General features: G+C 59.8%; 21 protein-coding genes. 11 read left to right on the top strand and 10 right to left on the bottom strand.

Annotation, left to right across the window (positions count from 1 at the left end):
- Window positions 1–22 precede the first annotated feature (22 nt).
- The 4 genes from WH299_RS23460 to WH299_RS23445 form a co-directional block, all read right to left on the bottom strand.
- Complete coding sequence (locus tag WH299_RS23460; protein WP_126571655.1) at window positions 23–778, bottom strand: SDR family oxidoreductase; 756 nt, start codon at window positions 776–778, stop codon at window positions 23–25.
- A 135-nt stretch (window positions 779–913) separates the two neighbouring features.
- A complete protein-coding gene (locus WH299_RS23455; protein ID WP_122727673.1) occupies window positions 914–1,921 on the bottom strand; it encodes a substrate-binding domain-containing protein in 1,008 nt (335 codons plus the stop codon).
- A 34-nt stretch (window positions 1,922–1,955) separates the two neighbouring features.
- Window positions 1,956–2,933, bottom strand: coding sequence for an ABC transporter permease (locus WH299_RS23450; protein ID WP_016977121.1), 978 nt, complete (start codon window positions 2,931–2,933; stop codon window positions 1,956–1,958).
- Complete coding sequence (locus WH299_RS23445) at window positions 2,930–4,417, bottom strand: sugar ABC transporter ATP-binding protein (RefSeq protein ID WP_123476781.1); 1,488 nt, start codon at window positions 4,415–4,417, stop codon at window positions 2,930–2,932. The genes WH299_RS23450 and WH299_RS23445 overlap by 4 nt, the downstream gene beginning before the upstream one ends.
- Before the next feature lie 283 nt (window positions 4,418–4,700).
- Between WH299_RS23445 and rpiB the strand changes: the two genes are divergently transcribed.
- The 3 genes from rpiB to WH299_RS23430 all read left to right on the top strand — a co-directional run bounded on the left by rpiB (window position 4,701) and on the right by WH299_RS23430 (window position 8,068).
- Entirely contained in the window at window positions 4,701–5,162 is a 462-nt protein-coding gene (rpiB, locus tag WH299_RS23440) for a ribose 5-phosphate isomerase B (RefSeq protein WP_339551423.1), read from the top strand.
- Between the two features lie 63 nt (window positions 5,163–5,225).
- Entirely contained in the window at window positions 5,226–6,206 is a 981-nt protein-coding gene (locus tag WH299_RS23435; protein ID WP_028616426.1) for a sugar-binding transcriptional regulator, read from the top strand.
- A 299-nt stretch (window positions 6,207–6,505) separates the two neighbouring features.
- Window positions 6,506–8,068 carry a TerC family protein gene (locus WH299_RS23430; protein WP_339551422.1) on the top strand — a complete coding sequence of 521 codons (1,563 nt, stop codon included), beginning with the start codon at window positions 6,506–6,508 and terminating at the stop codon, window positions 8,066–8,068.
- A 21-nt stretch (window positions 8,069–8,089) separates the two neighbouring features.
- Here WH299_RS23430 and WH299_RS23425 read toward each other — a convergent pair whose 3' ends face one another.
- From WH299_RS23425 to WH299_RS23405, 5 genes are all read right to left on the bottom strand, one after another.
- Window positions 8,090–9,046 carry a hypothetical protein gene (locus WH299_RS23425; protein WP_339551420.1) on the bottom strand — a complete coding sequence of 319 codons (957 nt, stop codon included), beginning with the start codon at window positions 9,044–9,046 and terminating at the stop codon, window positions 8,090–8,092.
- 10 nt (window positions 9,047–9,056) lie between these two features.
- On the bottom strand, window positions 9,057–9,800 hold the full coding sequence (locus WH299_RS23420) for a hypothetical protein (RefSeq protein WP_028616423.1): 744 nt from the start codon (window positions 9,798–9,800) through the stop codon (window positions 9,057–9,059).
- A 138-nt stretch (window positions 9,801–9,938) separates the two neighbouring features.
- On the bottom strand, window positions 9,939–10,160 hold the full coding sequence (locus WH299_RS23415) for a hypothetical protein (protein WP_028616422.1): 222 nt from the start codon (window positions 10,158–10,160) through the stop codon (window positions 9,939–9,941).
- 41 nt (window positions 10,161–10,201) lie between these two features.
- Window positions 10,202–10,555, bottom strand: coding sequence for a thioredoxin family protein (locus tag WH299_RS23410; RefSeq protein WP_126571657.1), 354 nt, complete (start codon window positions 10,553–10,555; stop codon window positions 10,202–10,204).
- A 75-nt stretch (window positions 10,556–10,630) separates the two neighbouring features.
- Window positions 10,631–10,879, bottom strand: a complete 249-nt coding sequence (locus WH299_RS23405; protein WP_122727684.1) for a hypothetical protein — start codon at window positions 10,877–10,879, stop codon at window positions 10,631–10,633.
- 333 nt (window positions 10,880–11,212) lie between these two features.
- Here WH299_RS23405 and WH299_RS23400 point away from each other — a divergent pair, with 333 nt between their 5' ends.
- The 8 genes from WH299_RS23400 to WH299_RS23365 all read left to right on the top strand — a co-directional run bounded on the left by WH299_RS23400 (window position 11,213) and on the right by WH299_RS23365 (window position 17,797).
- Window positions 11,213–12,061, top strand: coding sequence for a transporter substrate-binding domain-containing protein (locus tag WH299_RS23400; RefSeq protein ID WP_028616419.1), 849 nt, complete (start codon window positions 11,213–11,215; stop codon window positions 12,059–12,061).
- Between the two features lie 50 nt (window positions 12,062–12,111).
- The gene (locus WH299_RS23395) at window positions 12,112–12,774 is read left to right on the top strand and encodes an amino acid ABC transporter permease (protein WP_122727686.1); all 663 of its coding nucleotides are present in this window, start codon (window positions 12,112–12,114) and stop codon (window positions 12,772–12,774) included.
- Window positions 12,775–12,785: 11 nt separating this feature from the next.
- Window positions 12,786–13,448, top strand: a complete 663-nt coding sequence (locus tag WH299_RS23390; protein WP_016976586.1) for an amino acid ABC transporter permease — start codon at window positions 12,786–12,788, stop codon at window positions 13,446–13,448.
- Window positions 13,445–14,227, top strand: coding sequence for an amino acid ABC transporter ATP-binding protein (locus WH299_RS23385; protein WP_016976585.1), 783 nt, complete (start codon window positions 13,445–13,447; stop codon window positions 14,225–14,227). Before WH299_RS23390 ends, WH299_RS23385 begins: the two co-directional genes overlap by 4 nt.
- A 15-nt stretch (window positions 14,228–14,242) precedes the next feature.
- Window positions 14,243–14,632, top strand: a complete 390-nt coding sequence (locus WH299_RS23380; protein WP_010210958.1) for a RidA family protein — start codon at window positions 14,243–14,245, stop codon at window positions 14,630–14,632.
- A 167-nt stretch (window positions 14,633–14,799) separates the two neighbouring features.
- Window positions 14,800–15,564: an IclR family transcriptional regulator gene (locus WH299_RS23375; RefSeq protein ID WP_016976583.1), complete on the top strand. Its 765-nt coding sequence runs from the start codon at window positions 14,800–14,802 to the stop codon at window positions 15,562–15,564.
- A gap of 9 nt (window positions 15,565–15,573) precedes the next feature.
- Window positions 15,574–16,782 carry an amino acid deaminase gene (locus tag WH299_RS23370; protein ID WP_028616417.1) on the top strand — a complete coding sequence of 403 codons (1,209 nt, stop codon included), beginning with the start codon at window positions 15,574–15,576 and terminating at the stop codon, window positions 16,780–16,782.
- Between the two features lie 109 nt (window positions 16,783–16,891).
- Window positions 16,892–17,797 carry a sugar kinase gene (locus tag WH299_RS23365; protein ID WP_126571658.1) on the top strand — a complete coding sequence of 302 codons (906 nt, stop codon included), beginning with the start codon at window positions 16,892–16,894 and terminating at the stop codon, window positions 17,795–17,797.
- Window positions 17,798–17,916: 119 nt separating this feature from the next.
- Here the strand turns inward: WH299_RS23365 and WH299_RS23360 are convergent, their stop codons facing one another.
- Complete coding sequence (locus tag WH299_RS23360; RefSeq protein WP_003174397.1) at window positions 17,917–18,192, bottom strand: peptidylprolyl isomerase; 276 nt, start codon at window positions 18,190–18,192, stop codon at window positions 17,917–17,919.
- Between the last annotated feature and the right edge of the window lie 21 nt (window positions 18,193–18,213).

The following is an 18,213-nucleotide window of genomic DNA, read 5'->3' as shown; positions in this document are numbered from 1 at the left end:
AACCTCACGACAAGAAGATGAATTACTGAATGCTGTAACCGCCGTCGATCACCATGTTGGCGCCGGTGATCATCTGCGCCGCATCACTGAGCAGGTACAACGCCAGCCCGGCGATTTCTTCCGGCTGGGCAAAGCGGCCCGCCGGGATCTGCAGCTTGGCCTTTTCACCCACGTCGCCCGCCCAGGCTTTCTTGCCCAGGGCTGTCTCCACAATGGTCGGGGAGATGGCGTTGACGTTGATGTGAGGGGCCCATTCCATGGCCAGTACTTTGGTCATGCCGACAATGGCGGCCTTGCTGGCGCAATAAGCGACGTGCCGGTCCAGGCCGATCACGGCGGCCTGGGAGGCGAGGTTGACGATGCGTCCGCTGCCATGGGCGAGCATGTGCCGGGCGCAGGCCTGGGCCACGAAGAAGCTGGCCTTGAGGTTGATGTCCAGGGTGGTGTCCCAGGCGCTTTCGCTCACGTCGATGGCCTTGTCCAGCAGTACCACGCCAGCGCTGTTGATCAGGTAATCCAGGCGTTGGAAGTGTTCGAAAACCGTGTCGATGGTGGTTTGTATCTGGCCGATCTGGCCGAGGTCGACGGCAATGCCCAGATGCCCGGCGCCCAGGCTGGCGGCTACCTCGACCACTGCCGGGTCACGGTCCAGCAGCGCCACGCGGGCGCCGCGTTCTACCAGCAGGCTGGCACAGGCCAGGCCGATCCCGGCGGCGCCACCGGTAATCACCGCGCAACGGCCGGTGAGGTCGAAGGCTTGGTTCCAGAATCCAGACATGAATGACTCCATTTTCAAAGGTGTTGAAGATCCAATGTGGGAGCTGGCTTGCCTGCGATGCAGGCACCTCGGTGTGTCAGTCGCAACCCGTTGATGCCATCGCAGGCAAGCCAGCTCCCACATTTTGATCGTGTACTACTTGGAGCCGCTGACTTGTTTGTACAGCGCATCGGCGTTGGCATTGGTGACCGGCACCCACGGCAGGATGTAGTTCTTCGCCGTGCCATCCCCCCATTTCACATCCTTGGCATAGCGCTCCCAGATCACCGACTGCGGCTTGTAGTCCTTGCCGGCCAGTGCGCGCAGCGCCACGTCCAGCGCGCCCTGGGACTGGGCCTGGGCGTCTTGCAGGAAGGTGGTGACTTCGTCTTTTTTCGCCGCCTGGATCGCGTCCGGCATACCATCGATCGAGGTGACCGGCACGTCCTTGGAGGTCAGCCCGTGGGACTTCAGGGCCTGCACGGCGCCGAGGGCCATGTCGTCGTTCTGCGCGATCACGCCGTTGATGCCTTTGGGGTGAGCGTTCAACCAGTCTTCAGTGAGCGCCAGGGCCTGGGCGCGGTCCCAGTTGGCGGTCTTTTTCTCGATGATCTTGATGTCCGGGTGTTTGCCCAGCACTTCCAGTTCGCCTTTTTCCCGGTCGATCTGCGCCGACTGGCCAATCGGCCCCTGGATAATCACCACGTTGCCTTTGCCATTAAGCTTGTCGACCATGGCCTGGGCCTGCAGGCGGCCGCCTTCGACATCATCGTTACCCACATACGGTACAGAGGCATCGGCTACTTTCGTATTGGAGGCGATGACCACCACGTCGTTGCTCATGGCCGCCTTGACGGTGCCGACGCCGGCCTTGGTGTCGATCGGTACGAACAGGATGGCGTCGTAGCGTTGGGTCACCATGTTTTCGATCTGGTTGTTCTGGGTGAGGGCGTCGTAGTTGCCGTCGAACACGGTCAACTGCACGGTGCCGTCCTTGACCGCCGGGTGTTCCTTGAGCTCGCGGACCCAGTTCTGCATGAACTGGCCCTTAAGGCCGTAGACGGCTGCGCCGACCTTGTAGGTCTTGCCATCGGCGGCCAGGGCGATACTGCAGGCGAGCAGGGAGAGGGCCGCTGTGGCGGCCAAGGTGGTACCAAGTTTCATGAGTAGAACTCCGGTTATTGTTGTGGGTCGTTCTCTAGCGTTTTTTCTTGCGCCACACGTCGATCAGTACTGCGAACACAATGATCAGGCCCTTGGCGACCTGCTGGTAATAAGAGGACACGCCGAGCAGGTTCAGCCCGTTGTTGATCACCCCGATCAACAGTGCGCCGAACAGCGTGCCGACAATGCTGCCGGTACCGCCCGACAAGCTGGTGCCGCCGATCACTACGGCGGCGATCGCGTCCAGTTCATAGGACACTCCGGCCTGGGGCAGGGCAGAAGTGGTGCGGGCCGAGAGCACCACGCCGGCCAGTCCGGCGAGCAGGCCCGAGACCACGTACACCGAGAACATCACCTTGCGCACGCCGATACCTGAGGTGCGTGCGCTCTTTTCATTGCCGCCCACCGCGTACACATAGCGGCCGTAGGTCGTGTAGCGCAGCACCATCCAGAAGATCAGCGCAACCACGGCGAAGATGACGATTGGCACGCCGATCGGGCCGATCTTGCCGATGCCCAGCGCCAGGTAGGCGTCGGGCAGGTCGGTAATCGGGCTGCCATCGTTAAGGATAAAGGTCATGCCGCGCGCAATGCTGAGCATGCCCAGGGTGGCCACGAATGGCGGGATCGACAGGTTCGCGACCATGAAGCCGTTCACCACGCCGAGCATCGCGCCGGCAAACATCCCGGCACTGACCGCCGCCAGCAAGCCGTACCCCTGGGTCGCGACCATGGCACTGCACAACCCGGCAAAGGCCAGGATCGAGCCCACGGACAAGTCGATGCCCTTGGTCAGGATCACATAGGTCATGCCCACCGCGAGGATGCCGTTGATCGAGGTCTGGCGCAGGATGTCCATCCAGTTGCGCCAGGTCATGAAGTATTCACTGGAGAACGCCATCACCACGCACAGCAGGATAAACACCAGCGGCAGACCGAAGCGGTCGAGGGACAGACGCAGGCGATTGCGCGGCGCGGCAGTGACAGGTGCTGCGAGGGTTTTGGCATTCATGAGGCAAGACTCAACAAGGCTTCCTGGGAAAGGGCGGTGTCGGTGCTGATGGTCACCAGCCGGCCGCCCTTGAATACGGCGATGCGATCGCTCAGGTGCAGCAGTTCCGGCGCTTCCGACGACACCACGATGGCAGCGCCACCGCCGCGTACGAATTGGTCGAGCAGGTGGTAGATCTCCTGCTTGGCGCCTTCATCGATGCCACGGGTCGGTTCGTCACACAGCAGGCAGACCGGCTCGGTGGACAGGCATTTGGCGAGCACCACTTTCTGCTGGTTGCCGCCACTCATGGATGCCACCGGCAATTCCAGGGACGTGGTCTTGATCTGCAGGCGCTTGACCATGTCCTGGGCCAGCTGGGTTTCCTTGCGCGCATTGATCAGCGACCAACTCGAAAGGCGCTTGTAGGCCGACAGGGCAATGTTGGAAAGAATGCTGCCGGTGAGCACCAGGCCACTGTCCTTGCGATCTTCGGTGACCAGCGACATGCCGGCATTGATGGTCGCCTTGGGCAGCCCGATCGGCATGGGCTTGCCTTGCAGGGTGACACTGCCGGAGTCCGCGACCGTCAGGCCATAGATGCAGTTGAGGAACTCGCTGCGCCCCGAGCCCATCAAGCCATAAATGCCGAGGATTTCGCCTTGGCGCAATTGCAGGCTGATGTCGTGGAACTCCCCGGTGCGGCTCAGGTTGTCGACTTGCAGGCACGTGTTGGCAGCGCATTCGCGACCGACCTTGTGGTCGATGCGAGTCAACTCCTGACCGACGATTCCGCGTACCAAATGGTCGCGATCAATGTCCGCCATGCGTCCGCTTTCGACGAAGGCGCCGTCGCGGAAGATGCTGTAGTCGTCGGCGATCTGCGCCAGTTCGCTGAGGCGGTGCGACACATACACAATGCCGGCGCCCCGGGCCGTCAGGCGGCGGATGGCCTTGAACAGGGTTTGCGCCTCGTGTTCGCCAATGGCCGAGGTGGGTTCGTCCATGATCATCACCTGGCAGTCATGGCTGAAGGCCTTGGCGATTTCCACCAGTTGGATCTGCGCGACGCTCAAGCGGTGCATGGGGCTGGTGGCATCGACGTCGAACTCCAGGCTTTCCAGCAATTCGCGGGTGCGCCGGTTCAGAGCCTTGTTGTCGACGATGCAGCCGGCGCGGCGTGGTTCTCGCCCCAGCCAGATGTTCTCGGCGACGGTCATGTAGGGGATAGGTTCCAGCTCCTGGGTGATCATCGCGATCCCCGCTGCCAGCGCTTCACTCGGGCGGTTGAACTGCACCGGTGCGCCGTTGAGCAGAATGCTGCCGGCGTCACGCTGGGTGATGCCCATCAGGATGCTCAGAAATGTCGATTTGCCTGCGCCATTGCCGCCGCACAGGGCGTGGACGCTGCCGGCCCGCAGAGAGAGGCGCCCGTCACGCAGGGCAGGGACCCCGGCGTAAGCCTTGGCGACGTGTTCAGCCTGGAGCAGTAATGGCGTGGCCATCGGCGTGTCCTCGTGCTGTGAATTCTTATTAGGTCGCACAGTCATGTTTCGCTGTGATCATATGTGTATCAAATGAAATTCTGATCAGTCAATCTCTTTCATGTAAAAGCACTGATTCTCGTCTTACTCGTCAATAAGGCCTTTTTAGGCGCCTTTGACTGGCAAGTCAGTTAAATCATGCTTGACAGTGAGGGGTGGTTGGCGGCGAAATGCCTGAGCGAAATTTCATTGAGTGATCATATGATCAGTCATAAGTACGATCACGGCAGCGGAGCCAGACGCCATGAACACACCTTTCCCGGTGGCTATCGGATGCGATGAAGCGGGTTTTGAGCTCAAAGAGCTGTTGAAGCGCCATATCGAGGCGCTGGGTTACCCAGTGACCGACTTCGGCACCCATTCCACCGCGCCGGTGCTTTACCCCGACATCGCCCTGGCCGTGGCCAACGCGATCAATGCCGGGCAGCAGCGCCTGGGTGTGCTGGTGTGTGGCACCGGGATCGGCATGGCCATTTCCGCCAACAAGGTGCTGGGCATTCGTGCGGCGCAGGCCCATGACACCTATTCGGCGGAGCGGGCGCGCAAGAGCAACGATGCGCAAATCCTGTCCATCGGCGCGCGGGTGATCGGTGCGGAGCTGGCCAAAAGCGTCGTCAAATCATTCCTGGAGTCGGAGTTCGAGTCGGCACGTTCCGGCGCCAAGGTCGAGCGCATCAATGCGATCGAGCGCGACGGGCATCAGTAGTGGACTAAACGGGGCAAGAGTCGGGAGAATGCGCCTTTGACGCCGAAACGGAAGCCCGTCCCCATGAGTGACAGTACCCAGCGCATTGCCAGCGATATCGATCAGATGACCGAAGTGGCAATGCTCTATTACCTTGAGAACGTCACTCAGGAAGCCATTGCCAAGCGCTTCGACCTGTCGCGGGCGAAAGTCAGCCGCTTGCTCAAGCGTGCGCGCGATGAGGGGATCGTCGAGGTGCGCGTGCTGCAGCACCCGGCCATGAACAACGAGCTGGAGCAGGCATTGGTGCAGCGCTTCAAGCTGGACCGCGCCTTGATTGCCGTGGACCACAGCGACCCCGACACCCAGCGCTCGGCCGTTGCCAGTCTGGTGGCCAACTACCTGAACAAGACGCTGAGCGATGGCATGATTGTCGCGGTAGGCATGGGGCGTAACGTCGGCGCGGTGGCGGACAACGTATTCTTGCCGGTGACACGCAATTGCACATTTGTCTGCGCCATCGGTGGTTCGCTCAAGGCCGGCGAATACATGAACCCCGACCATATCTGCCGGCGCCTGGCGCTGCGCTTCGGGGGGGAGAGTGAAAGCTTGTATGCCCCGGCCCTGGTGGCGAACCCGGAGTTGCGCGGGGTGCTGATCAATAACGACACCGTGCGCTCCACGCTGGATAGGGCGCGGCGCGCGGATATTGCGTTGATCGGTATTGGCGACATGAGTGAGAACAGCAACATGGTGCGCATGGGCTGGTTCTCACCGCAGGAAATCGCCCAGGCCCGGTTGTCCGGCACCGTGGGTGACATGATGGGCTATGACTTTATCGACATTCACGGGCAGCCGGCGGTCAACGCGATCCAGGGGCGGGTGATCGGGTTGACGGTGCAGGAGTTGTTTCGCATACCGGATGTGGTGGCGATTGCCAGCGAAAATACCAAGGCGGCGGCGACGCTGGGGGCGTTGCGGTCGGGGGTGATCAATACGCTGGCCACGACGGTGACCAATGCGCATACCATTCTGGCGTTGGACGACGCTACCCGTAAGTCCTGACACCACGATGCCCCTGTAGGAGTCGGCAAGCCGGCTCCGACAGGTGAGATTACAGATCTTGTAATAGTTTTGCGTTGTAGGAGAATTGTGTTTCAGATGTAGGATTCAAGTCCTTTTGTTATTTCAGGCCTTGCATGAACACCCTTTCGGAGCCCCCCAGTCGTCTTTCCCCAAGACTTGCGCTGCCGCTGTTCCCTCTGAAGCACCCCGTATTCCGACTGCTAACCTTGTACCGGTCCACTGACCGCGCCTTGCCGTGCCCGGCATTCTGAAAATCGATGACTGAAGAGACTCAATAAATGGAATGGTTAGCGGATCCAACGGCCTGGCTCGGCCTGTTGACCTTGATTGTGCTGGAACTGGTGCTGGGCATCGACAACCTGGTGTTTATCGCGATCCTGGCGGACAAGTTGCCGCCGGAGCAGCGTGACCGTGCGCGGTTGATCGGCCTGTCCCTGGCGCTGCTGATGCGCCTGGGCCTATTGGCGAGTATTTCCTGGCTGGTGACCCTGACGCAGCCGTTGTTCGAGGTGTTCGACAAGAGCTTCTCGGGCCGTGACCTGATCATGTTGTTTGGTGGTGTATTCCTGTTGTTCAAGGCCACCATGGAATTGCATGAGCGCCTCGAAGGCCATGTGGCCCAGCGCACGGGCAATGCCGCCTACGCGATGTTCTGGCCGATCGTGGCGCAGATCGTGGTGCTGGATGCGGTGTTCTCCCTGGATGCGGTGATTACCGCTGTGGGCATGGTGGACGAGCTGGCGGTGATGATGATCGCGGTGATCGTGTCCATCGGCGTGATGATCGTCGCGAGCAAGCCATTGACCCGCTTCGTCAATGCGCACCCGACGGTGATCATGCTGTGCCTGGGCTTCTTGATGATGATCGGTTTCGCCCTGACCGCCGAAGGCCTGGGCTTCCATATTCCGAAGGGCTACCTGTACGCAGCGATTGGTTTCTCGATCCTGATCGAGTTGTTCAACCAGATCGCACGGGCCCGCCGCAAGAAGTCGGCGCAAGGTGTGTTGCCAGTACGTGAGCGTACGGCCCATGCCGTGATGCGCTTGCTCGGCGGTCGTAGCCTGGCGGTGGAAGAGGTGAGCGATGAGGTTGCCGACCTGCTGGGTGAGCCGGATGCTGCGCAAGGCCCGCTGTTTGATCGACGCGAACGCGTGATGATCAGTGGTGTGCTGCAACTGGCCGAACGGCCGATTCGCACACTGATGACACCGCGGGCCAAGGTCGACTGCATCGATCTGGCGGACGATCCCGACAGCATTCGCCTGAAACTGATGCATTCGTCCTACTCGCGACTGCCGTTGATCCGCAACGGCGCCGTCGATGAACCGCTGGGCTTTGTGCACAAGAAGGAGTTGCTCAAGGAATACCTGGCCGGTAACGAGCCGAACCTGGAGCACCTGGCACGCCGGGCGATCAACCTGCTGGACAGTTTCTCGATCCTCAACGCCCTGGAGCAGATGCGTCAGGAATCCACTCACATTGCGTTCGTGATCAACGAATTCGGTGACTTCATGGGTGTGTTGAGCATGACCGACATTCTCGAGTCCATCGCCGGTGAGCTGCCGGACGCCAGCGAAATCGAAGGGCCGGATATTGTCGAGGAGGGCGCTGGTTTCCGCGCCAATGGTGCACTGAACCTCAATCAGGTGCGTCAGCGCACGGGCTTCAACGCGGTTGCGACCGACGATTACCAGACCCTGGCCGGCCTGGTGATGAGTCTGCTGGATCGCCTCCCAGTGGTGGGCGACAGCCTGGAACATGAGGGCTGGCGCCTGACGGTGGCGGCGGTGGAGGACCGCCGGGTGACGCAGGTCAGCCTGCTTCGGTGCGTGGATTCCTGATGGGGGCGTAAGCGGTGTCACTCAGCTTCGATTGATGCCTGGAGTGGCGCCGCCGGGTGTTCTGCCGTCACGTCTGAGCGCGGTTTTTTGCTCTTCGAGCGTTTTTTCCCGAAAGGCATCGACGATGTCTTTCAGGCGTTTGGCGTTTGCAATGCCAAATGCCGGGTGTTTTGGGTGCGACAGCCTTGCGGTCGCGTTGAACAAGCCGGCCAATGCAGTCAGTTCCGAAAGGTCGGATATCGGCCAAAACACCCCGGATGCACTTGCCACCGCCACTTTCATCGGGTGTGCGCCGCCTGCTGCGTCACCGACATGTACGTTACAGAGCAGTTGAAGGTAGTCCGCCATTTGAGCCAGCGGCAGGCCGTGGCGTTTTTCTGCCAGGAGCGTGTGCACGGGGATCGCCGCAGTCAGTTTTAAGTTGGGCTGAGTGATTGCGTCGTAGTAAGTGTAGGCCTCCATAGTGAGCTTTCGCAGGTTTGGAGCAGAGGGGGCGCATGTGTCGGGCCTCTGCGTGACAAAAAAATGCCCTTTTTTTGACTGGTTTATCAGTACGTGGTTGGCTTCTGGATCGATCAGCCACATTAGAATCCCCAGGAATTTGGTGTATTCGGAGCTTCTGGTGCTCATGTCTGATTTGAATTCAATCAGGAAGAACCTGTCTTCATGGGCGGTTAGCACATCGCCCGCTGCACTTTCAGCCTTGCCGTCCAATTTCGCGAGTAGTGGCGGTGTTGCCGCCATTTCTTTCACTGCCAGATCGAGCTTTTCCTTGGCCTTATTACAGGTGTTTTGCTGTGTTTTGTCTGAGGGATTGCACAGCAGTAAATGATTGTTCAATTGGAACCAGCCAAGCGCATCTGAAATCAGTGTCTGCTGTTTTTCGCGGTGATGGATCCACTGAGTATCGCGAAATGCCAGAATCAACGTATCTTCCCAGGGCTGGTCAGTATTCTCTGTTGCAGTAGCAGTGCTCATATCCATCCCCTCAGTTAACCGCCACGCCACTGAATTTCACCACGTTATCCTCACCCTTGAGGCTGCGAAACCTGATCTTGAGTGCCGGGATGCTCTCCAGCTTCCCGCGCACGGGCTGGAACACCATCGTCACTCGGGTCGGCACATTGCGTACCAGCGCAAATGCGTTCCACTGGTCAGACTTAGATTGGCCGACCTGCAGTTGCTCGACATCCAGGGAGCCGCCGGTTTTTTCAAATAGGGTGCTTTGCTTAAGGTCGCGCATTTCGCGGTCGACATTGGTGTTGGTCAGTTCCAGCAGGCAGCTCGGTGCCTGGCCAATCTGCTCACACTCCAGCAGTTCGATGCGTACACCGTCGACCAGCTCTATACGCTTGCCAAACAGGTTGGCGCCGTCATTTTCAGTCATCAGCTTTTGCGATTGGGCAAATTCGAAAGTGGGTTTGGCGTACTCACTGCCCAAAATGAAAAAACCGCCGGCGAGCAATACGGCCAGGATCACCGAAAGCGTGCCTTTTATCGCATCCGGCAGGCGACGCGCCTGCCAGCCAATAGACAGTGCCGCGAGGAACAGGAACACGCTGATCACCAGAATCAAGTTTTTCCAGTTGAGAAAGCCAAAGCCGAACACGCTGGGATCGGGAAACACATAGGTGATCAGCGCCCACATGGCGCCCAGCGTTGCGCTGATACCGGCCATGACTTTGGTGATTGCAGCATTGAGGCGTTTTTGCGGAAGCAGAGGAGTGTCCATACGCAGAAGAAAATCCATCGAGGCGGTAGAGGTGGTGCCGAACATTAACTCAATGAAGGCATTGAGCTATTATCCAGTAAGTGGCCGCCCGGTAAAGCATTTCGATGCGCTGTCTATCACGCACGGGGCGTGATCGGTTTATGCGGGCGTGTGAAACGTAAGCGTTGTCAGAATCACCCCGCTGGGGTGCAGATCCGTCGACAAGCCTTCGATTAGCGGACGGGTGCCCAATGTGATGATCGCGATGTAGATCAGCAGGCAGAATGACTTGAGTCGCTCGAAATCATGCTGGGCGAGCTCAAGTTGCAAGGTGGGTGAAGGGCGTTTCTCCAAGACTTCAGCTTCAATGGTCTTGAACATTGCCGACCTGGTGGCTGAGACTAATTTGAGCAGCTTAGACGCTAGGTCGTACCGTGCAAGAGGGGACGCTGGACGTAGCGGTTGAAAAGCTCTTCCACAGTTTTTTCCTGATCTTTAATGGGGTCGAAACCCTCGATAATTTCCATCAGTTCGCCCATGACGTAAACCAACAAGGTGGGCGTGCCCTTGACATGGGGGTGTTGTGGAGTGTTTGCGCAGTCCAGCACCAGGCTCACGATATCGGGATGCCTGGCAGCAATCCGTTCGAACAGTGGGCCGGCGTCTGCGCACGCAGGGCAGCGAGCTGAAACGAACAATAGAAACACGGGGTGGGAGGTACTCAGTACCTTTTCATATTCCTCGGCGTTGGTAATGGTTGCGGTGGCAATTCCCATGATAGTGGTCCTCCTGGACAGTGCGAGTGTCTGCCCACGCTAAGTCGAGGAATCACTGCCGTCTACTGTCAACCTTCACAGGTCGCTATCGCGCTCCAGGCGTTCCCGCGCCTTGCGCGCCTGGCTTGCGCATTTCTTGTATTCAAGGTTGTCCCTCGAAGCCTTTGCCTGGCGGTAGCCGTGGTGGTTCTGGCTGGTGTAGTTGGTGCTCAGGGCTGCGTTGAGCTTGCGCAGTTCTTCCTTGCATTCGCGGCGGTCGTTACTGGCCAAAGCACTGCCGGCCACCAGAAAGGAAAGCAAAACCAGGGTGAGGCGGAACTTCATCAGGGCGGAGTCCTTGTCGGAATGAATGTGCCAAGGCTAGCCCAGCGTGGGGATTTTTCCACACGCCAGACGCACTGCAACGGTGCGCGGTAACGCCGTTGTAGCGCACGCAACTGGGGTCTGTCACCGCTGTGTGGGGCCTTGGGTAGCAAAGTAATTTCAGGTGCTGGCTTAAAGCCTTGCTGCACATCATCTTTTATCTAGTTGATTTAACACAGATTTATCCATGTCGTTTTTTTCTGTTACCGCGTGTGGCACACTTTCTGCTGTCTATTCCGTTGTTACATACTAAGTTCCGGTATAGCGGAATACACAACTCCTGGAGTGCTTGTCATGCATCACCGACCTTCCGTGTTTAAAGCGTGTGTTTTTCTCTTCGCCGCATCGGCTTCCCTCGCAAGCATCGTGCAGGCGGCGGACAGCAAGCTCGATGATGTGCTCAAGCGTGGGCACTTGATCGTGGGTACAGGCAGTACCAATGCGCCGTGGCACTTCCAGGGAGCGGATGGCAAGTTGCAGGGGTTTGATATCGACATCGGCCGCATCGTGGCCAAGGGCTTGTTCAATGACCCAAGCAAGGTCGAGTTCGTGGTGCAGTCGTCTGACGCCCGGATTCCCAACCTGCTGACCGACAAGGTCGACATGAGTTGCCAGTTCATTACCGTCACCGCCAGCCGTGCCCAGCAGGTCGCGTTCACCCTGCCGTACTACCGCGAAGGCGTGGGCCTGCTGCTGCCGAACAACAGCAAGTACAAAGAGATTGAAGACCTGCAGGCCGGCGGCGACGGCGTCACCGTGGCTGTGCTGCAAAACGTGTATGCCGAAGAGCTGGTGCACCAGGCGTTGCCCAAGGCCAAGGTCGACCAGTACGACAGCGTCGACCTGATGTATCAGGCCGTGAACTCCGGTCGCGCCGATGCCGCCGCTACCGACCAGTCCTCGGTCAAATACCTGATGGTGCAGAACCCAGGCCGCTACCGCAGCCCGACGTACGCTTGGAGCCCGCAGACCTATGCGTGCGCCGTCAAGCGTGGCGACCAGGACTGGCTGAACTTCGTCAACACCGCGCTGCATGAAGCCATGACCGGTGTCGAGTTCCCGACCTACAAGGCCTCGTTCAAGCAATGGTTCGGTGTCGACCTGCCGGAACCCGCGATCGGCTTCCCGGTTGAGTTCAAGTAAATCGAAAACTGGGGCGTCGCTGACGGCGCCCCAATCAGGTACTGCTGACCATGAACTATCAGTTGAACTTTGCCGCCGTGTGGCGCGACTTCCCCAGCTTGCTGGCGGGGCTCGGCCTGGGCCTTGAGCTGGCGCTGCTGTCGATCGCCATCGGCTGTGTGATCGGCCTGATGATGGCGTTTGCCATGCTCTCCAAGCACCGTGCGTTGCGGGTCTTCGCCTCGGTGTACGTGACGGTGGTGCGCAATACGCCGATCCTTGTGTTGATCCTGTTGATCTACTTTGCGTTGCCCAGTCTCGGGATCCGTCTGGACAAGATCCCGTCGTTCATCATCACCTTGTCGCTGTACGCGGGTGCCTACTTGACCGAAGTGTTCCGCGCCGGGCTGTTGAACATTCCCAAGGGCCTGCGGGAAGCCGGGTTGGCTATCGGTCTGGGCGAATGGCGTATCCGCGCCTACATCACCGTACCGGTGATGCTGCGCAACGTGCTGCCCGCGCTGTCGAACAACTTCATTTCGCTGTTCAAGGACACCTCGCTCGCCGCCGCCATCGCGGTGCCGGAGCTGACCTATTACGCCCGCAAGATCAACGTCGAAAGCTACCGGGTGATTGAAACCTGGATGGTCACGACGGCGCTCTACGTGGCTGCCTGTTACCTCATTGCCATGCTGCTCCGTTACCTGGAACAGCGTCTGGCGATCCGTCGTTAAGCGAGGTTTCCATGTACGAATCCCCCAGCTGGCTGCATGAGTTGTGGATCGCCCGGGATACCCTCTGGGCGGGCTTTCAAGCCAGCGTTTATGTGTCTGCGTTAGCGATTATCTTTGGCACCCTGATCGGCATTGTCGCCGGGTTGATCCTGACCTACGGCAAGTTCTGGATGCGTGCACCGTTTCGTCTGTATGTCGACCTAATCCGTGGCACGCCGGTGTTCGTGCTGGTGCTGGCGTGTTTCTACATGCTGCCGGCGCTCGGTTGGCAGATCACCGCGTTCCAGGCCGGTGCGGTCGGGTTGACGCTGTTCTGCGGTTCCCACGTCTCCGAGATCGTGCGCGGCGCGCTGCAAGCCATTCCCCGTGGGCAACTGGAGGCGGGCAAGGCGATCGGCCTGACGTTCTACCAGTCCCTGGGCTATGTGCTGCTGCCCCAGGCGCTGCGCCAGATTTTGCCGACCTGGGTCAATTCCTCCACGGAAATCGTCAAGGCCTCGACCTTGCTCTCGGTGATCGGCGTGGCCGAGTTGCTGCTCAGTACCCAGCAAGTGATCGCGCGCACCTTCATGACCCTGGAGTTCTACCTGTTCGCAGGCTTTATGTTCTTTGTCATCAACTACGCCATCGAGTTATTCGGGCGCTACATTGAAAAGCGGGTGGCCTTGCCATGAACCAACCTCACACCAACCAACCGCTGCTGAACATCCGTGGCCTGCGTAAGCAATACGGCCAGGTGGAAGTGCTCAAGGGCGTTGACCTGTCCATGCAGCGCGGCAACGTGGTGACCCTGATCGGCTCCAGCGGCTCGGGCAAGACCACACTGTTGCGTTGCGTCAATCTGCTGGAAGAGTTCCAGGGCGGCCAAATTACCTTGGATGGCGAGTCCATCGGCTACAGCGAAATCGCCGGCAAGCGCGTGCGCCACCCTGAGCGCGTCATTGCGCAGCACCGTGCGATGACGGGCATGGCGTTCCAGCAATTCAACCTGTTTCCGCATCTGACGGCATTGCAGAACGTCACCCTCGGCCTGCTCAAGGTCAAGAAGATGGGCAAGGACGAAGCCGTTGCGCTGGCGGAAAAGTGGCTGGACCGCGTAGGACTTCTAGAGCGTCGCAACCACTTCCCCGGCCAACTGTCCGGCGGCCAGCAACAGCGTGTGGCGATTGCCCGCGCCATTGCCATGAACCCCAGCCTGATGCTGTTCGACGAAGTCACCTCGGCCCTCGACCCCGAGTTGGTGGGCGAAGTGCTCAGCGTGATCAAGGGCCTGGCGGAGGAGGGCATGACCATGTTGCTGGTCACCCACGAAATGCGCTTTGCCTATGAAGTCTCGGACAAGATCGTTTTCATGAACCAGGGCCGCATTGAAGAACAGGGCACTTCGAAGGACATCTTCGAACGCCCGCAATCGCCGCGCCTGGCGGAATTTCTCAAGAACATTCGTTTTTAATCAGGAGCCTTTTTTATGAGCATTACTCGTTACGGTGCCGGTAGCACCGCCGGCGGTGGCCAACCCCGTCCGTTCGCCCGTGCGGTGGAAGCCGATGGTTGGTTGTACGTCTCAGGCCAAGTGCCTGCGGTGGACGGCGAAATCATTACTGGGGGCATCATCGAACAGACCCGTCAGACCATGCGCAACGTGGTGGCGATCCTCGAAGAAGCGGGTTACGAATTGAAGGATGTCGTGCGCGTCGGCGTGTGGCTGGAAGACCCGCGGGACTTCTGGAGCTTCAACAAAGTGTTCGGCGAATACTTCACCCCGGAACACGCTCCGGCACGGGCCTGCGTGCAGGCCAATATGATGGTCGATTGCAAGGTGGAGATTGATTGCGTGGCGTACAAGAAAAAAGGCTAAATGCTGCGACCTTAAGACTACAGCAAATCCAATGTGGGAGCTGGCTTGCCTGCGATGACGGAGTGTCAGGCAACCCATGTGTGACTGAACCACCGCCATCGCGGGCAAGCCCGCTCCCACAGGGGTTCACTGTGCAGCATTACCACTATGACCGGACCGACACTGCCATGACCGAAGACACCATCAAACGCCGCGCCAAAGGCCTGGACCGTGCATTCGATATCCTCGATTTTCTCAAGGAAATCGGCCAGCCCCTGCGCCCGAATGATATTGCCAGCGGCATCGGCAGCCCCAAGTCCACTGTCTACGAACTGGTTGCGTCGCTGCTTGAGCGGCGCATCCTGGAAACGGTGGGCAAGGACGGTCACGTCTACCTCGGCCGCCAGCTGTATTTTCTCGGCCAGGCGCACCTGCGCCATTTCGACCTGACCCGCGAGGCCGATCACGCCTTGCAGGAAATCGTCAGCCAGACCCACGAAACCGCGCAGATGTGCCTGCTCAACGGGCGCAAATACACGGTGGCGCTGATGCGTGAAGGCGAGCGGCATTTCCGTATCTCCTCGGACATTGGCGAAAACGCGCCGATCCCGTGGACCGCTTCCGGGCGCCTGTTGCTGGGGCACTTGAGCGACCAGCAGATCATCGACCTGATCGATCACGACGACTTCATCCTGCCGGACGGTCAGCGCCTGCCGCTGGAGACCTTCCTGGCGCAAATCCGTCAGGCCACCCTCGATGGCTTCTTCTCCTTCGACAGCGTGGCCGACACCTTTACCCACTGCTTTGCCGCCCCGGTGCGGGACGCGCAAGGCATCAGCATCGCGACGCTGTGCATCGTCGCCCCACGCGCCGATGCCACAAAAAACTACAACGACTATCGCCGGGTGTTGATCGACAGCGCCAACAACCTGGCCCGGCGTATCAACGAATAGGAGTTTTCCATGTCTGCCATCAATGCCGTTGAAAAAGGCGCCGCCGCCGTCGGGGCCCACCTGGTCCGTGACGTCAGCCTGCCCGCTCTGGTACTGCACCGTGACGCCCTGGAACACAACATCCGCTGGATGCAGGACTTCGTCAGCAAGAGCGGCGCCGAGCTGGCGCCCCATGGCAAGACCAGCATGATGCCGGCGCTGTTTCAGCGCCAGATCGAAGCGGGTGCCTGGGGGATTACACTGGCCAACGCGGTGCAGACTCGCGCCGCTTATGCCGGTGGCGTGCGTCGCGTGCTGATGGCCAACCAACTGGTGGGCGCGCCGAACATGGCGTTGATCGCTGACCTGTTGGCCGACACGGACTTCGACTTCCACTGCATGGTCGATCACCCGGACAACGTTGCTGACCTGGGTCTGTTCTTCGCCGCCCGTGGCCTGCGCCTGAACGTGATGATCGAATATGGCGTGGTCGGCGGCCGTTGCGGCTGCCGCAGCGAGCAGGAAGTGCGTGACCTGGCCAAGGCGATCAAGGCCCAGCCGGCCCTGGCCCTCACCGGTATCGAAGGCTACGAAGGCGTGATCCATGGCGAGCATGCGATCAGCGGCATTCGCGCCTTCGCCGCCAGCCTGGTGCGCCTGGCCGTGGACCTGCAGAACAACGGTTCTTTCGACCTGCCCAAGCCCATCGTCACGGCGTCGGGTTCGGCCTGGTACGACCTGATTGCCGAGTCGTTTGAAGAACAGAACGCTGCTGGCCGCTTCCTCAGCGTATTGCGCCCCGGCAGCTACGTGGCCCATGACCACGGTATCTACAAAGAGGCGCAATGCTGCGTGCTCGACCGCCGCAGCGACCTCAGCGAAGGCCTGCGCCCGGCCCTGGAAGTCTGGGCCCATGTGCAATCGTTGCCCGAGCCGGGTTTTGCGGTGATCGCCCTGGGCAAGCGCGACGTGGCCTACGACGCTGGTTTGCCGGTGCCACTCAAACGCTACAAGGCCGGTATTTTGCCAGCGCAAGGTGATGACGTGGGCGAGTGCAAGGTCACGGCGGTGATGGACCAGCATGCGTTCATGAGCGTGGCGCCGGGGGTTGAATTGCGTATTGGCGACATCATTTCCTTTGGCACATCCCACCCTTGTTTGACGTTTGACAAGTGGCAAGTCGGCTGCCTGGTGGATGAGCAGTTGCAGGTGATCGAGAGCCTGCATACCTGCTTCTAGACCGAGTCGCTCCCATCGGGGGCAAGCCCCCTCCCACACTTGAAATGCGTTCAAAATGTGGGAGGGGGCTTGCCCCGATGAGGCCATCAGCCACACCAGAGATTCAGGCATGAACACAATCCCCCGCATCGCCCTTATCGGCGAATGCATGATCGAACTGCAACACCGCGCCGACGGCAGCCTGCATCAAAGCTTCGGCGGCGACACCCTGAACACGGCCGTCTACCTGCGCCGCGAACTGGGCGCTACCGGCCACGTCGACTACGTCACTGCCCTGGGCGATGACAGCTTCAGCGATGCCATGTGTCAGCAATGGGCGCAGGAAGGCCTGGGCCTGAGCATGGTCCAGCGCCTGCCCGGACGGTTGCCGGGTTTGTACTGCATCCAGACTGACGCCAATGGCGAACGCAAATTCCTCTACTGGCGCAACGAAGCCGCCGTGCGTGACTGTTTCACCACGCCCGCCGCCGAGCCGATCCTGGCCGCTTTGCCGGACTACGATGTGGTGTATTTCAGCGGCATCACCCTGGCGGTGTTGGGTGACATCGGCCGTGAGCGTTTGCTGCAAACCTTGGTCGAGACCCGTCGGCGAGGGGGCAAGGTGGTGTTCGACAACAACTATCGGCCGCGTCTTTGGGCCAGTGTTGAAGCGGCCCGCGCGGCGTACCACCGTGTCTTGGCCGAGGTGGATATCGCCTTGTTGACCGAAGATGACGAGCGTGCGTTGTTTGCTTATGCCGACAGTGAACAGGTGTTCGCGGCGTATCCGGGGATTGAAGAGGTGGTGCTTAAGCGTGGGGCGGATGAATGCCTGATCCGTTGCAAGGGCGAGCGCTTTGCCGTGCCGGCGCTGAAGGTGGAAAAGGTGGTGGATACGACAGCGGCGGGGGATTCGTTCAGTGCGGCGTATTTGGCGGGGCGGCTGAAAGGCGGCACTCCAGAGCAAGCTGCTTTGGCTGGACATCGGCTGGCCAGTCGGGTCATTCAGGTTCCAGGGGCCTTGATTCCAAAGTGAATGGCCGCCTGCGGCGGATCGGGGGCAAGCCCCCTCCCACAGTTGACCGCATTTCATCTGGAGGAATGCGGTCCCTTGTGGGAGGGGGCTTGCCCCCGATAGCGTCTGCAGCCAACCCATCAATCGCGGTAGAAGACCTGCACCAGGTGATACCCGAACTTGCTCTTGATCGGCCCGTGAACCACCTTCACCGGCTTCTTGAAAATCACCGCATCAATCGCCCCCACCATTTGCCCTGGCCGCACTTCACCCAGATCGCCGCCGCGCTTGCCGGACGGGCAAGTGGAGTACTTCTTGGCCAGCACATCAAAGGCTTCGCCCTTGGCGATGCGCTGCTTGAGTTGTTCGGCTTCTTCGCTGGTTTTCACCAGGATATGACGGGCTTGGGCTTTCATTGATCTCTACCAGGTACGTGC

Source organism: Pseudomonas sp. MYb541, from assembly GCF_037479595.1.
GTDB classification, from domain to species: Bacteria; Pseudomonadota; Gammaproteobacteria; order Pseudomonadales; family Pseudomonadaceae; genus Aquipseudomonas; species Aquipseudomonas canadensis.
The sequence above is the reverse complement of the archived record's forward strand: the minus strand, read 5'-3'. Positions and strand labels throughout refer to the sequence as shown.

Excerpts from the sequence above, each read along its gene's own strand:
- WH299_RS23460 (WP_126571655.1), bottom strand. The coding sequence starts at position 778 with ATGTCTGGATTCTGGAACCAAGCCTTCGACCTCACCGGCCGTTGCGCG.
- WH299_RS23455 (WP_122727673.1), bottom strand. The coding sequence starts at position 1,921 with ATGAAACTTGGTACCACCTTGGCCGCCACAGCGGCCCTCTCCCTGCTC.
- WH299_RS23450 (WP_016977121.1), bottom strand. The coding sequence starts at position 2,933 with ATGAATGCCAAAACCCTCGCAGCACCTGTCACTGCCGCGCCGCGCAAT.
- WH299_RS23445 (WP_123476781.1), bottom strand. The coding sequence starts at position 4,417 with ATGGCCACGCCATTACTGCTCCAGGCTGAACACGTCGCCAAGGCTTAC.
- rpiB (WP_339551423.1), top strand. The coding sequence starts at position 4,701 with ATGAACACACCTTTCCCGGTGGCTATCGGATGCGATGAAGCGGGTTTT.
- WH299_RS23435 (WP_028616426.1), top strand. The coding sequence starts at position 5,226 with ATGAGTGACAGTACCCAGCGCATTGCCAGCGATATCGATCAGATGACC.
- WH299_RS23430 (WP_339551422.1), top strand. The coding sequence starts at position 6,506 with ATGGAATGGTTAGCGGATCCAACGGCCTGGCTCGGCCTGTTGACCTTG.
- WH299_RS23425 (WP_339551420.1), bottom strand. The coding sequence starts at position 9,046 with ATGAGCACTGCTACTGCAACAGAGAATACTGACCAGCCCTGGGAAGAT.
- WH299_RS23420 (WP_028616423.1), bottom strand. The coding sequence starts at position 9,800 with ATGGACACTCCTCTGCTTCCGCAAAAACGCCTCAATGCTGCAATCACC.
- WH299_RS23415 (WP_028616422.1), bottom strand. The coding sequence starts at position 10,160 with ATGTTCAAGACCATTGAAGCTGAAGTCTTGGAGAAACGCCCTTCACCC.
- WH299_RS23410 (WP_126571657.1), bottom strand. The coding sequence starts at position 10,555 with ATGGGAATTGCCACCGCAACCATTACCAACGCCGAGGAATATGAAAAG.
- WH299_RS23405 (WP_122727684.1), bottom strand. The coding sequence starts at position 10,879 with ATGAAGTTCCGCCTCACCCTGGTTTTGCTTTCCTTTCTGGTGGCCGGC.
- WH299_RS23400 (WP_028616419.1), top strand. The coding sequence starts at position 11,213 with ATGCATCACCGACCTTCCGTGTTTAAAGCGTGTGTTTTTCTCTTCGCC.
- WH299_RS23395 (WP_122727686.1), top strand. The coding sequence starts at position 12,112 with ATGAACTATCAGTTGAACTTTGCCGCCGTGTGGCGCGACTTCCCCAGC.
- WH299_RS23390 (WP_016976586.1), top strand. The coding sequence starts at position 12,786 with ATGTACGAATCCCCCAGCTGGCTGCATGAGTTGTGGATCGCCCGGGAT.
- WH299_RS23385 (WP_016976585.1), top strand. The coding sequence starts at position 13,445 with ATGAACCAACCTCACACCAACCAACCGCTGCTGAACATCCGTGGCCTG.
- WH299_RS23380 (WP_010210958.1), top strand. The coding sequence starts at position 14,243 with ATGAGCATTACTCGTTACGGTGCCGGTAGCACCGCCGGCGGTGGCCAA.
- WH299_RS23375 (WP_016976583.1), top strand. The coding sequence starts at position 14,800 with ATGACCGAAGACACCATCAAACGCCGCGCCAAAGGCCTGGACCGTGCA.
- WH299_RS23370 (WP_028616417.1), top strand. The coding sequence starts at position 15,574 with ATGTCTGCCATCAATGCCGTTGAAAAAGGCGCCGCCGCCGTCGGGGCC.
- WH299_RS23365 (WP_126571658.1), top strand. The coding sequence starts at position 16,892 with ATGAACACAATCCCCCGCATCGCCCTTATCGGCGAATGCATGATCGAA.
- WH299_RS23360 (WP_003174397.1), bottom strand. The coding sequence starts at position 18,192 with ATGAAAGCCCAAGCCCGTCATATCCTGGTGAAAACCAGCGAAGAAGCC.